The organism is Bradyrhizobium sp. LCT2, assembly GCF_009931255.1.
Taxonomy (GTDB): domain Bacteria; phylum Pseudomonadota; class Alphaproteobacteria; order Rhizobiales; family Xanthobacteraceae; genus Bradyrhizobium; species Bradyrhizobium diazoefficiens.
Genome location: NZ_CP034432.1, coordinates 5,590,612 through 5,603,508 on the forward strand (window position 1 = coordinate 5,590,612; position 12,897 = coordinate 5,603,508).

At 65.1% G+C, this 12,897-nt stretch carries 16 protein-coding genes; 5 read left to right on the top strand and 11 right to left on the bottom strand.

What is annotated here, in order from left to right; all coding sequences use genetic code 11:
- Positions 1-24: 24 nt before the first annotated feature.
- Positions 25-630, bottom strand: coding sequence for a GNAT family N-acetyltransferase (locus EI171_RS26875; protein ID WP_161535140.1), 606 nt, complete (start codon positions 628-630; stop codon positions 25-27).
- Between the two features lie 150 nt (positions 631-780).
- Positions 781-1,182, bottom strand: coding sequence for a PaaI family thioesterase (locus tag EI171_RS26880; RefSeq protein ID WP_038966793.1), 402 nt, complete (start codon positions 1,180-1,182; stop codon positions 781-783).
- 119 nt (positions 1,183-1,301) lie between these two features.
- Between EI171_RS26880 and EI171_RS26885 the strand changes: the two genes are divergently transcribed.
- Positions 1,302-2,090: a cobalamin-binding protein gene (locus EI171_RS26885; protein ID WP_161535141.1), complete on the top strand. Its 789-nt coding sequence runs from the start codon at positions 1,302-1,304 to the stop codon at positions 2,088-2,090.
- Positions 2,091-2,204: 114 nt separating this feature from the next.
- Here EI171_RS26885 and kynU read toward each other — a convergent pair whose 3' ends face one another.
- From kynU to EI171_RS26910, 5 genes are all read right to left on the bottom strand, one after another.
- Entirely contained in the window at positions 2,205-3,413 is a 1,209-nt protein-coding gene (gene kynU / locus EI171_RS26890; RefSeq protein WP_161535142.1) for a kynureninase, read from the bottom strand.
- 9 nt (positions 3,414-3,422) lie between these two features.
- Entirely contained in the window at positions 3,423-4,262 is an 840-nt protein-coding gene (kynA, locus tag EI171_RS26895) for a tryptophan 2,3-dioxygenase (protein ID WP_011086931.1), read from the bottom strand.
- A gap of 34 nt (positions 4,263-4,296) precedes the next feature.
- Positions 4,297-5,106 (bottom strand): alpha/beta hydrolase, encoded by an 810-nt coding sequence (locus EI171_RS26900; protein ID WP_028171136.1) that lies wholly within the window; start codon positions 5,104-5,106, stop codon positions 4,297-4,299.
- 229 nt (positions 5,107-5,335) lie between these two features.
- The gene (locus EI171_RS26905) at positions 5,336-6,613 is read right to left on the bottom strand and encodes an ArgE/DapE family deacylase (RefSeq protein ID WP_161535143.1); all 1,278 of its coding nucleotides are present in this window, start codon (positions 6,611-6,613) and stop codon (positions 5,336-5,338) included.
- A 53-nt stretch (positions 6,614-6,666) separates the two neighbouring features.
- Positions 6,667-7,392, bottom strand: a complete 726-nt coding sequence (locus tag EI171_RS26910) for a pyridoxamine 5'-phosphate oxidase family protein (RefSeq protein WP_028171134.1) — start codon at positions 7,390-7,392, stop codon at positions 6,667-6,669.
- Positions 7,393-7,467: 75 nt separating this feature from the next.
- Between EI171_RS26910 and EI171_RS26915 the strand changes: the two genes are divergently transcribed.
- Positions 7,468-8,937, top strand: a complete 1,470-nt coding sequence (locus EI171_RS26915; RefSeq protein ID WP_161535144.1) for a PLP-dependent aminotransferase family protein — start codon at positions 7,468-7,470, stop codon at positions 8,935-8,937.
- 67 nt (positions 8,938-9,004) lie between these two features.
- Complete coding sequence (locus tag EI171_RS26920) at positions 9,005-9,250, top strand: DUF6719 family protein (RefSeq protein WP_161535145.1); 246 nt, start codon at positions 9,005-9,007, stop codon at positions 9,248-9,250.
- A 12-nt stretch (positions 9,251-9,262) separates the two neighbouring features.
- On the opposite strand, the gene EI171_RS26925 is transcribed toward EI171_RS26920, so the two are convergent.
- From EI171_RS26925 to EI171_RS26930, 3 genes are read right to left on the bottom strand one after another with little or no spacing between them, the layout of a single operon-like run.
- On the bottom strand, positions 9,263-9,625 hold the full coding sequence (locus EI171_RS26925; protein ID WP_038966792.1) for a hypothetical protein: 363 nt from the start codon (positions 9,623-9,625) through the stop codon (positions 9,263-9,265).
- Between the two features lie 34 nt (positions 9,626-9,659).
- Entirely contained in the window at positions 9,660-9,824 is a 165-nt protein-coding gene (locus EI171_RS44960) for a hypothetical protein (RefSeq protein WP_202633020.1), read from the bottom strand.
- Positions 9,825-9,835: 11 nt separating this feature from the next.
- Positions 9,836-10,030: a hypothetical protein gene (locus tag EI171_RS26930; RefSeq protein ID WP_161535146.1), complete on the bottom strand. Its 195-nt coding sequence runs from the start codon at positions 10,028-10,030 to the stop codon at positions 9,836-9,838.
- A 205-nt stretch (positions 10,031-10,235) separates the two neighbouring features.
- Here EI171_RS26930 and EI171_RS26935 point away from each other — a divergent pair, with 205 nt between their 5' ends.
- Positions 10,236-10,445, top strand: coding sequence for a hypothetical protein (locus EI171_RS26935; RefSeq protein WP_246740266.1), 210 nt, complete (start codon positions 10,236-10,238; stop codon positions 10,443-10,445).
- Between the two features lie 34 nt (positions 10,446-10,479).
- Here the strand turns inward: EI171_RS26935 and EI171_RS26940 are convergent, their stop codons facing one another.
- Positions 10,480-11,028, bottom strand: a complete 549-nt coding sequence (locus EI171_RS26940) for a CreA family protein (protein WP_011086924.1) — start codon at positions 11,026-11,028, stop codon at positions 10,480-10,482.
- Between the two features lie 208 nt (positions 11,029-11,236).
- On the opposite strand from EI171_RS26940, the gene EI171_RS26945 reads away from it, so the two are divergent.
- A complete protein-coding gene (locus tag EI171_RS26945; RefSeq protein WP_161535148.1) occupies positions 11,237-12,850 on the top strand; it encodes a L,D-transpeptidase family protein in 1,614 nt (537 codons plus the stop codon).
- The last annotated feature ends 47 nt before the right edge of the window (positions 12,851-12,897 follow it).

Sequence of the window (12,897 nt, forward strand, 5' to 3'; positions counted from 1 at the left end):
GGTTTTGCCGGTCCGCTTTTTGATTCAGGCGGCGCGATTGCCGTACATGCTGGAGATGATCTTCCAGCAGGTCGAGTTGAAGCTGAGAAGCGCGCGCCCGGCCGTGAACGGCGCGGCCGCGAGGTCGGCCAGCTCGGCTTCCGGCGTCTTGGCGAGATCGATCGTGCCGGTCGATTCGCCATGGTGGAAAGCGAGATGGGCGCCGAACTTCCTGGCGAGCGCCCGCATCGCGTGATTCTCCGCGCCGGTGGTGATGCGCAGGCGCTTGTAGCCTCTCCAGCGCGCTTCCGCGATCAGGCGGCGGAACACCACGGTGCCGACGCCCTGGCGGCGTGCGGAGGCCTCCACGCTGAAGGCGACTTCGGGCAGCGAATCGTGCTCCGGCGGATGCAGCTCGGCCGCACCGCGGACCACGCCGTCGACGATATAGGCGACGATCACGGTGCCGTCTTCGGCACAGCGGGCGGCGTAACGCTCGATGAAGCTGTCGTCGAGAAAACCGTTGAAACGATCATGCCGGCTTTCGGCATCGAGCCTCAGCAGGTGGTCGCGCAGCAGCGGCAATTCTTCCTGCTGGATCAGGGTCCGCACATAGCCTGGGGCGGTGCGGAGCGTCTCTTCAAGTACCACGTCAAAACTCCTCTTGGTGTCCCTCGAGGAGGCGTTCGAATCCCTAGGCTCCCTATGTTGTGCATCGCACCATAATTTTCAAGACTGGAACCTGCCCAAGTTAATGGCATCGGGAGCGACTATTTCGTTAACAAAATCAAAGGCCCGTAGTTATACGAGGACCAGCTGCGTCTGGGTCACCACCGCGACCAGCTTGCCGTCCTCGGTTTCCAAACGGGTGGTCCAAACCTGGGTCCGCCGGCCCCGGTGGACGGGGGTGGCGGTTGCGATGAGCGTGGTTCCCTCCTTCGCGCCCCCGATGAAATTGGTCTTGCTCTCCAGCGTGGTCGTCCCCTTGGCGTCCTCGGGCAGGTTGATGACGGTCGCCGCCGCGCCGACGGAATCGGCCAGCGCCATCACCGCACCGCCGTGGATGGTGTGGTGGAGGGTGCAGAGATCGGGGCGGACGGTCATCCGCGCCACCACGCGGTCCTTCTCGGCCTCGACGAATTCGACGCCCTTGAGCTCGGCGAACGGCATCTTCATCGCTTTAAGTTTCTCGAGCGGCGTCATCGGATTTCCTCCCAATTCGTTGTTGTCCCAGCGTGAATTGCTTCGCGCGCCAAAGCAATGACGTCCGAGGTCATGGCCATGCTGACATCGGCGCCCGCATTTGTGCATATGCTGCTCCCATGCGTCACTTCCCTCCCCGCCGCATCGTCTGCCTGACCGAAGAGACGGTCGAAACGCTCTATCTGCTCGGCGAGCAGGACCGCATCGTCGGCGTCTCCGGCTACGCCGTGCGCCCGCCGCAAGTGCGGCGCGAGAAGCCGCGGGTGTCGGCCTTCGTGTCGGCGGACATCCCGAAGGTTCTGGCGCTGGAACCGGATCTCGTGCTCGCCTTCTCCGATCTCCAGGCCGGCATCGTCGCCGATCTGGTGCGCGCCGGGCTCGACGTCCACGTCTTCAACCAGCGCGACGTTGCGGGAATACTGGCGATGATCCGGACGCTGGGCGCGCTGGTCGGCGCCGCCAAGCGCGCCCAGGAACTCGCCCAAGGATTCGAGCTGCGTCTCGCCGCGATCGCCGCAACGCCCCGTCCCTCGCCGCAGCCAAAGGTCTATTTCGAGGAGTGGGACGACCCGTTGATATCAGGCATCGGCTGGGTGTCCGAGCTGATCGAGATCGCCGGCGGCGCGGACGTGTTTCCGGAGCTACGGCATCGGCAGGCGGCCAAGGATCGGATCGTCTCGGCGGACGACGTGCGTCAGGCCGCCCCCGACGTGATCCTCGCATCATGGTGCGGCAAGAAGGTTGTGCCTGCCCGCATCCGCGCGCGCGAGGGGTGGGATGAAATTCCGGCCGTGCGGGACAACCGCATCGTCGAGATCAAGTCACCGATCATTCTCCAGCCGGGGCCGGCCGCGCTCACCGACGGGCTCGATGCGATCGTGCAGGCGCTGTGGGGCGAGCGCTCCTGATCTCTCCTGCGTCATTGCGAGCGAAGCGAAGCAATCCAGAACGTCTCTGCGGAAGGATCCTGGATTGCTTCGTCGCAAGGGCTCCTCGCGATGACGGATGGGCGGGCACCGTCCTCACGTCACCGCGTTCACGACCTGATATTCCGGCCGGCGCCATACCTCGCCTGCGATCACCTCCTCGATGATCTCAGCCGCCCTCATCACTTCGCTCCCGCCGATATACAGCGGCGTGATGCCGAAGCGCATGATGTCGGGAGCGCGGAAATCGCCGATGACGCCGCGGGCGATCAGGGCCTGCATGGCGGCGTAGCCGCCATCGAAGGCGAAGGAAACTTGCGAGCCGCGGCGCTCATGCGCGCGCGGGGTCACCAGCTCTAGGGACGGACAGCGGCGCCCGACTTCCGCGATCAGGAGATCGCCGAGTGCCAGCGAGCGCGCGCGGACCTCGGCGATATCGACGCGGTCCCATATGTCGAGCGAAGCCTCCAGCGCCGCCATCGCCAGCACCGGCGGGGTGCCGACGCGCATGCGCTCGATGCCGCCGGCGGCGACATAGGCGAGTTCAAACGCGAACGGCTTCGCGTGGCCCATCCAGCCCGACAGCGCGGCGCGCGCACTGTCGGCGTGGCGCGGCGCGACGTAAAGGAAGGCTGGCGCGCCGGGGCCGGCGTTGATGTATTTGTAGGTGCACCCCGCGGCGAAATCGGCACCTGACCCTGCAAGATCGACCGGCAGTGCGCCGGCCGAATGGGCGAGATCCCAGACCGTGACGATGCCGAGCGCATGGGCTTTCGCCGTCAGCTTCGCCATGTCGTGCCGGCGGCCGGTGCGGTAATCGACCTCGGTGATGTAGAGGACCGCGATCTCCTCCGACAACGCAGCCTCGATCTCCTCCGGCGCGACCAGTCGCAATTGATGCCCGCGCCCGAGCGTCGCGATCAGGCCTTCGGCCATGTAAAGGTCGGTCGGGAAATTGCCGGTGTCGGACAGGACGACCTTGCGCGATGCGCTCATGTCGAGCGCGGCCGCAAGCGCCTGGTAGACCTTCAGCGACAGCGTGTCGCCGACCATCACGGAGCCGGCTTCCGCGCCGATCAGCCGGGCGATGCGATCGCCGACATGGCGCGGCTGGGCATACCAGCCCGCGGTGTTCCAGGCTCGGATCAGCGCGTCGCCCCACTCGGTGGTGATGACGCGGCTGACGCGCTCGGCAACGCCCAGCGGCAGCGCGCCGAGTGAATTGCCGTCGAGATAGATCACGCCGTCAGGCAGATGGAACATCGCCCTGGTGTCGTCATAGACGCGAAGCTTCGACTTGGTCATGGGACATCTCTAGAGGATGGTGCGGACGCGCCAAAGTTCGGGGAACAGCTCGACCTCCAGCATGCGCTTGAGATAGCTGACGCCGCCGGTGCCGCCGGTGCCCCGCTTGAAGCCGATGACCCGCTCGACCGTCGTCACGTGGTTGAAGCGCCAGCGCCGGAAATAGTCCTCGAAGTCGACCAGCTTCTCGGCGAGCTCGTACAGCATCCAGTGCGTCTCCGGCGCTTCATAGACGACACGCCAGGCCTGTAGCACGCCCTCGTTGAAGCTGTGGGTCTCGCGGACATCGCGCGACAGCACCGCCGCCGGCATCGTGAGTCCGTTGCGGTCGGCCAGCCGCAGCACCTCGTCATAGAGGCTCGGCGTCGCGAGCTCGGCCTCGAGCAGCTTCGTCACCTCGGCATCGTGCGCGTGCGGCTTCAGCATGGCGTGATTGCGGTTGCCGAGCAGATATTCGATCAGCCGGTACTGCCGCGACTGGAAGCCCGAGGACTGGCCGAGCTGCGAGCGGAAGCGCGTGTATTCGCTCGGCGTCATCGTGCGCAGCACGTCCCAGGCGTTATTGAGCTGCTCGAAGATGCGCGACATCCGCGCCAGCATCTTCATCGCGGGTTGCACCTCGTCCCTGGCGATGGCACGGCGCGCGGCGCTGAGCTCGTGGATGGCGAGCCGCATCCACAGCTCCGTAGTCTGATGCTGGATGATGAACAGCATCTCGTCATGCGCTTCCGACAGCGGATGCTGCGCGCCGAGGATCGCATCCAGCGCCAGATAATCGCCATAGGACATGCGCCGGGAGAAGTCGGTCTCGGCGCCTTCGCTTGCAGGATCGTAATCGCTGGACGTCATGGCTGGCCCTCCCGATCGATCATTCCGGCCCGGCTCAGTCGAGGCCGATCAGGCGCGCGGTAATCTGCGACGACGGATCCTTGAGCCCGTCGATCACGGTGAAATGGTTCAGCGCCGGCTCGACGACGAGGCGCGTCGGCACGTCGAAGCCGGTCCAGACATTGGCCAGTAGATCGGACTGGCGGATGAATTCGGGCCGCTCGCCGCCGCCGACCCAGGCGGTCACAGGCGAATGCCCGCGCGGCAGATGCAGCGCCGCGCTTTCGAGCGTCGCCTCCTCCATGGTCATGCGCAGCGTCTCGTTCATCTTGGTCTTGAGCAGCGGACGCAAGTCGTGCAACCCGCTGATCGAGAGCGTGCCGGCAATGCGGTTGTAGACGGCGGGCTCCAGCCGGCTGTCATCGCACAGCATGCGCGTGACGAGATGGCCGCCGGCCGAGTGGCCGGCAAGGCGGATGGGACCTGCGACAAGCGAGGCCGCTGTCGCAATCGCGGCGGTGATCTCAGCGGTGATGTCGGAGACGCGCGCAGCCGGCGTCAGCGTGTAGCTCGGCAGCGCCACGGTCCAGCCCTGGTGCCGCGCGCCTTCGGCAAGATCGGTCCACGCCGACTTGTCGAAGCGCATCCAGTAGCCGCCATGGACGAAGACGACGAGGCCCTTGCTGTCGCCGTCGGGCAGGACCAGGTCGAAGCGCTGGCGTTCACCGGCGCCATAGGCGATGTCGGCGCGAAACTCCTTCAGCCCGGCGCGGTAGGCCGCCGCCCGCTCCGCCCACTGCGCCGGCATCTTGTCTGAGCCCGGGATATGGGCCGAATTGGCGTAAGCGTCGTCCCAATCGCGCATCGTTACTCCCTCGACGGACTCAAGGCGGCCGCCAGTCTGCCACCGGGAACGGCCGCATCCTAGTCTTTATTTTAAGCTTAAAGTATCTGGACGAGGCACCGCTAGCCTCTCCACTCGTCATTCCGGGGCGATGCAAAGAATCGAACCCGGAATCTCGAGATTCCGGGTTCGCCCTTTAGGCGCCCCGGAATGACCAAACGTTTTGTTCGCAATGACGTCGGAGAGTGACCTACGCCTTCTCCACCCCGCACCACTCCGCGATGAACAGCGCCATGGCCTTGGTCGTCTTCTTCAGCGACTCCAGATCAACGTATTCGTTGAAGCCGTGCATCTCGCCGCCGCTGGCGCCGAAGCACAGGCTCGGGATACCGTGATTGAGGCCGTAGAAGCGGGTGTCGGTGAGCGCGGTGAAGACGAGGTCCTCGACTGCGCCGCCATAGACCTTGTTGAAGGCCTTGCCGAATGCCGCCTCGGGCGCTGCCGCGTCGGTCAGCTCATAACCTTCCGACAAAAAGCCCGACCATTCGACCTCCGGCGGGTTGTTGGCGAGGAAGCGGTGGTTGCGCGAGGCAGCAGTGACGCAGGCCATGATCTCCTTCTGGTGATCGGCCACCGACCAGCCCGGCAGGATCGCGATGCGGCAGTCGACGTCGCACCAGGCCGGGACGCTGGAGGCCCAGTCGCCGCCCTTGATGATGCCGGGGTTGAAGTTAATGGGATGGTTGATCGTCCCAAAATGGCGATCGGCCTTGGCCCGCTCGTTCCATTCGATCTCGAGCTTTTGCAGCGCATGGACCAGATGATAGGCCGCCATGATCGCATTGGAGCCGGAGCCGGCGAACGCGACATGGGTCGGATGGCCCTTCACGCGCAGGCGAAACCAGATCACGCCGACCTGCGAGCGCACCATCTTGCCGCCGGTCGGTTCCGGGATGAAGCAGGCGTCCGCGCGGTAGCCGCGCTGCAGCGTCGAGAGCGCGCCGACACCGGTGCTCTCCTCCTCGATGACGGACTGGAAGTGGATCCGCCCTGTCGGCTTGAGGCCGGCGGCCTTGATGGCATCGAGTGCATAGAGCGCGCCGATCGTGCCCGACTTCATGTCGCAGGCGCCGCGGCCGAACATCTTGCCGTCCTTGATGACGGGCGAGAATGGCGGGGTGTCCCACAATTCCAGCGGGCCTGCCGGCACCACGTCGCAGTGGCCCTGGAGGATCAGCGATTTGCCGCCGCCCGTTTGTGGACGGTAGGTGCCCACCACCGAGCGCGCCTTGGAAAAATCATGCTCGATCGGACCGAAGCCGCGCAGATCCTTCAAATCGTCGACATTGATGTGCCAGTCGTCGACCTCGTAGCCGCGCGCGCGCAGGAGGTCGCCGATCATGTCCTGGCACGGCCCCTCGGCCCCGCGGATCGAGGGGATCGCAACGAAATCACGGGTGGTCGCAAGCTGGGCTTCGAAGCCGGCATCGACGGCGTCAACAATCCTCTGCTGCGTTTCGGCATTCATCAGGCAACTCCAGGCATTCGAATGGTCCCAAGGAGCGCGCAAGCTAGCCGATTTCAGCCGTTCGGGTACTCCACAAAATATGCATCCCGCAATGCATCTTCGAGCAGGCGGCCTTCCGAATAGCCATCGAGCGTCGCCGGGCGCGTCACACCCTCCAGCAGGCGCGGACACGGCTCCGGAGCACCGAGCACGGTGCGCACGGGAATGCGCTCGGCGTAGATCGGCAACGCATAGTCCTCGTCGTCGTCCGCAACACCCTTGGCGCGGATTTTTGCCGAGGCCTCCTCGATCTCCATGGCGATGAAGGAGGTCGCCTTGATCTCCTGCGTGTTGCTCGCCCGCAGGCTCGCGGTGCGGTCCGGGAAAAATCGGTCGACCATGGCGATCACCGCCCGCTCCTTCTCCTCGGGGTCGGTGACGAGATAGGCGGTGCCGAACGCCATCACCGCGCGATAGTCGGCGGAGTGGTTGAAGCCACAGCGCGCCAGCACGAGGCTGTCGAGATGGGCGACGGTGAGACACACGCGCTCGCCCCTGGTCTGGTTGCGCAGCATGCGGCTGGCGCTCGAGCCGTGCCAATAGAGCTTCGTCCCCTCGCGCCAGAAGAAGGTCGGCGTGCAATAGGGCTGGCCGTCGATGACATAGGCGACATGACAGAGCATCGAGGAATCCAGGATGCGATGAACCGTGTCGTGATCGTAGAAGCCGCGGTCGTGACGGCGCTTCACCTGGTTGCGCGCTGAGGTCGGATAGGAATTTGAAGTCTCGGTCTGGCTCACGGCCGCTCCTGTCGTGAATGGAACAGTTCCAGGGCAGTTGTAGCGGCCGATTTGGTCTGCGATAGTGCCAATTCCATGCAAAAAATTCCGACCAATTCGCCCTCGCCCGCCAAGGCCGAACTGCCGCTCGACCTCACCGGGGCGCACATCACCGCCGGCGCATCGGCGGCGCACAGGCTCTACCAGGCGCTGTGCGAGATGATCGTCTCCGGCCTCGTCAAGCCTGGCGAGCCGCTGCCGCCGTCGCGCACATTGGCCAAGCAAACGGGCTTCCGACGCAACGCCGTCGTCACCGCCTATGAACGCCTGATCGCCGACGGCTTTGCCGATGCCACCGTCGGCTCCGGCACCTTCGTCGCCGCGCGGATTCCAGCGCGTGCCGCCGAGCCTAAGAAGCCGAAGGTGATCGTCGAAGCACCGCAGCAAGGCGCGTTCTCGCTCGGCTGCACCCATATCGACGAACGCGCCGTGCAGCGCTTCCGCGCCTTTGTCGGCCGGCGCATGCGCGCGTTCGGGTCCGAGCATCTTCATTATGGCGATCCCCGCGGCAGCCGCGAGCTGCGGGCGGCGATCGCCGATCATCTATTGTCGGCGCGCGGCCTGCGCTGCGATCCCGACCAGATCATGCTCACGTCGGGCACGCTGCACGCCCTGCGCATCGTGCTGAGTGCGATCCTGAAGGCGGGCGACCAGGTCTGGTGCGAGGACCCAGGTTACCCCGCCGCGCGCAAGACCATCGCGCATTGCGGCTATCGCGCCGTGCCCGTCCCCGTCGACGAGCACGGGATGCGCATCGCCAAGGGCCGCACGTCGGCACCGTCCGCGCGCGCGGCCTATGTGACGCCGTCGCACCAGTTTCCGCTGGGCGTGCAGATGTCGATGCCGCGCCGGCTCGAACTGCTCGACTGGGCCAAGCAGGCCGGCGCCTTCGTGCTGGAGGACGATTACGACAGCGAGTTCCGCTATGACGGCGCGCCGCTGATGTCGCTTGCCGGCATCGATCATCTCCAGCGCGTGATCTACATGGGCACGTTCGCCAAGACGCTGTTTCCGGGCCTGCGCATCGGCTATTGCGCCCTGCCCGAGCGCCTGATCGCCGACGTGACAGCCGCGCGCACCGCGCTCGACCGCTTTCCCGGCACGCTGATGGAAGGCGCGGTGGCCGACATGCTCAACTCCGGCGCCTTTGCGGCGAACCTGAAGCGGGTGCGAAAGCTCTATCGCGAGGCTCGCGACGCGCTGGCTGAGACGCTGGAGGCCAGATCCGACGGTGTGCTGTCCGTACCGGTCCCCTCGCAGGGCCTGCATCTTGTCGCAAGGTTCGATCCGTCGGTCGATCTATCGGTCGCGGCCGAGGCGAAGCTGGCCGCCGGCGCCGAAGGCTGGCTGTTGGCCGACACCTATTCGCGCACACGTCCCCTGCCCGGCTTCGTGCTGGGATTTTCCGGGCATGCGGTTCCGAAGCTCGTGGCATCCGCGGAACGGCTCGCGCGGGAATCGCGTGCCGCGTTGCGCGTGAAGGGCAGATCGGCCCGGCGTGCGTGACGAAGCTTTGCTATCAGAATCGGCGACCGCTCCCTACATTGCGGCATCGATTCCGGGAGCCCTCATCATGTCACTCCGCCGCGCAGCCTGCCTCTCGCTCCTGATCGTCATCGCGCTTGCCTCGACGGCGCGCGCAGGCACCGTCGGGCGCGAGCAGGACATCGTGGATCTGAAACTTGGCCAGCGCGTGCTGGTGGATGACGGAACCTGCCCGGCCGGACAGGTCAAGGAGGTCCGCGGCGCGAAGATGACCGACAAGGGGATCGCGCAAACGAGTTCCTGCGTGCCGCGGCACGGGCCGAAATCGAAATGATAATCGGAGAGGCTACTTCGCCGGATCGAACATGCACTGCAAGGTGGGCTTGGCGATCTTGGTGAAGGTCGGGCCGATCTCGCCCTGCTTGGACGTCGGCACCCAATCGGTCTCGATCGTCGGAACGCCGGTCTCGCTGATGCCGCGCAGCAGCGCCTCGCGCAGATCGCGGTCCTCGACGACCGCGGCGGCATGGTCATGCAGACAGCCGCAGACTTCCTCCGGATGCTCCCAGCGCCCGAGCATGCGTGGCGCGCACTGCCGCACGAACTCGGTGCGGGGATCAGGCAATCTGGAGGGAGAGCGCACTTGCGCCTGGACGGAACTGATCGTGAGAAGGGAAATGAGCGCTGCGGCGCAAATGCGAAGATTCATGATGGCCTTTAACGGCTGATTTTCTTGTTGGCGATCAGAAGCGCGCGGCGACCACGATCGGCTGCGGCGACGGGGTAATGACCGGCGAGCCGCTGTACTGGAAGGTGCCGATGCCCGGCAGATTGCCGTCTGGCGCGCCTGCGAACGAGGAACCGGCGAGGACAAAACCGAAAGCAAGGATGAAGCTGAGCGCGCGCATGGTCTTGTCCCTCAATGTCGCCGGCGGTGCACCGCCGTCGTTGTGAAGCTGATAACCATGGGTGGTTTCGCGCGTGATGCGCCAAAGGCGGAAAATGGTTTCATCTCCGTGAGAATTGTTTCGTCCGGTCCGATGCGACGAAACAATTCTCGGAAAATGCCAATCATTTCAGTCAGGTTGCGCCGCAACTCAACGTAACCCGGCAAGTCCTTGTTCCAGCACGAACATGCGCCGGGGGCGCGCTGTCACGCGCGCGCCTTGCACGCTTCATACGCATTTTACGTTTTTCTGCTGAAGAGAAGCCAAACGAAGGTTGGGCCCTGTCGAACCGGGGGCGCTTCGGCTGCGACCCAAGCCATCGAAACCGAGACGCCCGGATCACCGGGCGCGATCACGTGAGGGATGGCCATCATGATGGCGGGAAAACGCGCAACGACGCGCGAAGCGGAGCAGCGGACGGACCGCGGAGATCAACGACCTGTTCGCGGCCCCGTCACTTCGACGAGCGAAATGGCGCTGCAATCGAGCCGCGGCTTTGAGGCCGCGCCGCAGATGTTCGTGCGGCTGACCGGCTCGCATCTCGCAAAACCGCGCGTCAACCGTGCTGTCGTCACCGAGTGAACGCAAACGCGTCACTGAGTGAACGCAAACGGCGTCACTGAGTGAAGAATTCGCCGCACTTCTGGACGTTGGCGTCCGCCGGTCCCCACGGCATGATCGGCACGGTCGAGGTCGAGTTCTTCGGCGAGCCCTCGATCAGCTTGTCCGAATAGACCATGTAGACCAGCACGTTGCGCTTGGCGTCGCAGCCACGCACGATCTGCATCTTCTTGAAGAACAGCGAGCGTCGCCTGCGGAACATGTCGTCGCCTTGTTCCATCTTGTCCTTGAACTTGATGGGCCCGACCTGGCGGCAGGCGAGCGAGATGTCCGAGACCTCCTCGGCAAGGCCGAGCCAGCCCTTGAAACCACCCTTCTCCGGCACGGTGAAATGACAGGCGACACCTTCCACCTCGGGATCATCGAGGCCGTAGGTCGCGAGCTTGTCATTCGGGCTGACCCATTTGAAGACGGTCGAGCGGCGGAAGATCAGATCCGGCTCGTCGGCAGCCTGGGCGGAAGCCACCGGCACGACCAGAGCCAGGAGGAATAAAGCAAGGCCTTTCAAGCGGATGCCGGAAAGACCGGGGAAACGAGATGACATGAAGTTCTCCGGTAACAAGTACCCGCAATGTAGGGATGAGACAGCCAGACAGGAAGGCGACTGGCCGCGAGGAGCGGCCGCCGTTTACCGCTCCGTGAGGCTTTTTTGCTACGTCTTGGACAAATGTAGCTGATGGCAGAACTGCCTTGCCGGTGAACGCGTATCCCCTCTACGAGACTAATGTCTGATTTGGATTATGGATTCGAGGATGAATAGCGTGAAGGGGTCCGGTTCTTCTGCCAAGCCGGCGCGGCTGTGGCAGGTCGCCATTTTGGCGACGGCTGGTGCGATCGGTACGGCAAGCCAGGCGGACGCAGCATTTTACTACTGGACGGATTATTCCGACGGGTCCTACGCCTCCCGTCAGGATCGGCATCTCGAAGTCCCGCGCCAGAAGCCGCAGAAGCGCGGCGCGGCCGGCAAGAAGGACGCGGTTGCCGAGAAGGAAGTCGGCACCAAGCCGCAAGGGCCGCTCGTCATCGTCGTCTCGATCGACCGGCAGAAGGTGACGGTCTACGACACCAACGGCGTGTTCGCGGAATCCCCGGTGTCGACAGGCATGAAGGGCCACTCGACGCCGATGGGTGTGTTCAGCGTCATCCAGAAGCACAAATTCCACCACTCCAACATCTATAGCGGCGCGCCGATGCCGTACATGCAGCGGATCACCTGGTCCGGTGTCGCCATGCATGCCGGCGTGCTGCCGGGTTATCCGGCCTCGCATGGCTGCATCCGCATGCCGATGGCGTTCGCGGTGAAGATGTGGAATTGGACCAAGATGGGTGCACGCGTCATCGTCTCGCCCGGCGAGATGACGCCGCACAGCTTCCAGCACCCGCTGCTCGCCTCCGTGCGCGTGCCGCCGCAGCCCGCGGCCAGCGTCGAGCCTCAGACCAACATCGGCGACAAGGCCGACAAGGGCGCACCAGCCAAGGTCACTGAAGCCAAACCGCCCGAGACCAAGACCGCCAGCGCCGAGAGCGTGCTCGAGCTGCGCTCGTCGGTCGGCCACACCGTGATGTCGGACATGACGACGGGCAATGCGCCGGCCCGCGCGGAAGCGGCCGCACCGGCCGACAAGCTTGACGCAACGAAAACCGCCGAAGCGTCTGACGCGGCCAGGCCGGCAAACGCCGATGCGAAGCCGACCGATTCCGCCGAGGCACCCAAAGCGACCACGGCCTCCGACGACAGGCCCGCCGACAAGGTCGAGGCCGTCAAGTCCGAGCCCGTCAAGACTGACGCGGCCGACGCCGCAAGGAAGCCTGATGCCGCCGTGACGGCTACGGCACCCGCGCCGGACGCCAAGAAGGACGAGAGCCGCGTTGCCGATCCTGCGCCTGCGGCGAAGCCGGAAGCGCCCAAGCGGGCCGGCCAGATCGCCGTCTTCATCAGTCGCAAGGATTCCAAGCTCTACGTGCGGCAGAATTTCGCGCCGCTGTTCGAGGTGCCGGTTACGATCGCCGCGAGCGACCGGCCGCTCGGCACGCACGTCTTCACCGCCGAAGTCGACAAGACCGACGCCAATGCATTGCATTGGTCGGTGGTGTCGCTGCCCGTCTCCGCTCGCGCCGCCGCGCGCGAGGATGACAGCCGCGTGACGCGCCGCCAGCGTGGCGCCGCCGTGATCCCCGTCGCCGCAAAGCCGGTGGTCACGCCGGACAACCCGGCTGAGGCGCTCGACCGCATCGCGATCCCCGCCGACACCATGGCGAAGATCAACGAGATGCTGACCTCGGGCGGCTCGGTCATCGTCTCCGACCAGGGCATCAACCAGGGCGAAACCGGCGAAGGCACTGATTTCATCGTCCGGCTCTACTAGAGCGTTTTCGAGCGCCCGATCCATCGGAACGGAAATGGCTCCAGGCG

Excerpts from the sequence above, each read along its gene's own strand:
- EI171_RS26880 (WP_038966793.1), bottom strand. The coding sequence starts at position 1,182 with ATGACGCCGCTCGAGAAACTTAAAGCGATGAAGATGCCGTTCGCCGAG.
- EI171_RS26885 (WP_161535141.1), top strand. The coding sequence starts at position 1,302 with ATGCGTCACTTCCCTCCCCGCCGCATCGTCTGCCTGACCGAAGAGACG.
- kynU (WP_161535142.1), bottom strand. The coding sequence starts at position 3,413 with ATGACCAAGTCGAAGCTTCGCGTCTATGACGACACCAGGGCGATGTTC.
- kynA (WP_011086931.1), bottom strand. The coding sequence starts at position 4,262 with ATGACGTCCAGCGATTACGATCCTGCAAGCGAAGGCGCCGAGACCGAC.
- EI171_RS26900 (WP_028171136.1), bottom strand. The coding sequence starts at position 5,106 with ATGCGCGATTGGGACGACGCTTACGCCAATTCGGCCCATATCCCGGGC.
- EI171_RS26905 (WP_161535143.1), bottom strand. The coding sequence starts at position 6,613 with ATGAATGCCGAAACGCAGCAGAGGATTGTTGACGCCGTCGATGCCGGC.
- EI171_RS26915 (WP_161535144.1), top strand. The coding sequence starts at position 7,468 with ATGCAAAAAATTCCGACCAATTCGCCCTCGCCCGCCAAGGCCGAACTG.
- EI171_RS26920 (WP_161535145.1), top strand. The coding sequence starts at position 9,005 with ATGTCACTCCGCCGCGCAGCCTGCCTCTCGCTCCTGATCGTCATCGCG.
- EI171_RS26925 (WP_038966792.1), bottom strand. The coding sequence starts at position 9,625 with ATGAATCTTCGCATTTGCGCCGCAGCGCTCATTTCCCTTCTCACGATC.
- EI171_RS44960 (WP_202633020.1), bottom strand. The coding sequence starts at position 9,824 with ATGCGCGCGCTCAGCTTCATCCTTGCTTTCGGTTTTGTCCTCGCCGGT.
- EI171_RS26935 (WP_246740266.1), top strand. The coding sequence starts at position 10,236 with ATGATGGCGGGAAAACGCGCAACGACGCGCGAAGCGGAGCAGCGGACG.
- EI171_RS26940 (WP_011086924.1), bottom strand. The coding sequence starts at position 11,028 with ATGTCATCTCGTTTCCCCGGTCTTTCCGGCATCCGCTTGAAAGGCCTT.
- EI171_RS26945 (WP_161535148.1), top strand. The coding sequence starts at position 11,237 with ATGAATAGCGTGAAGGGGTCCGGTTCTTCTGCCAAGCCGGCGCGGCTG.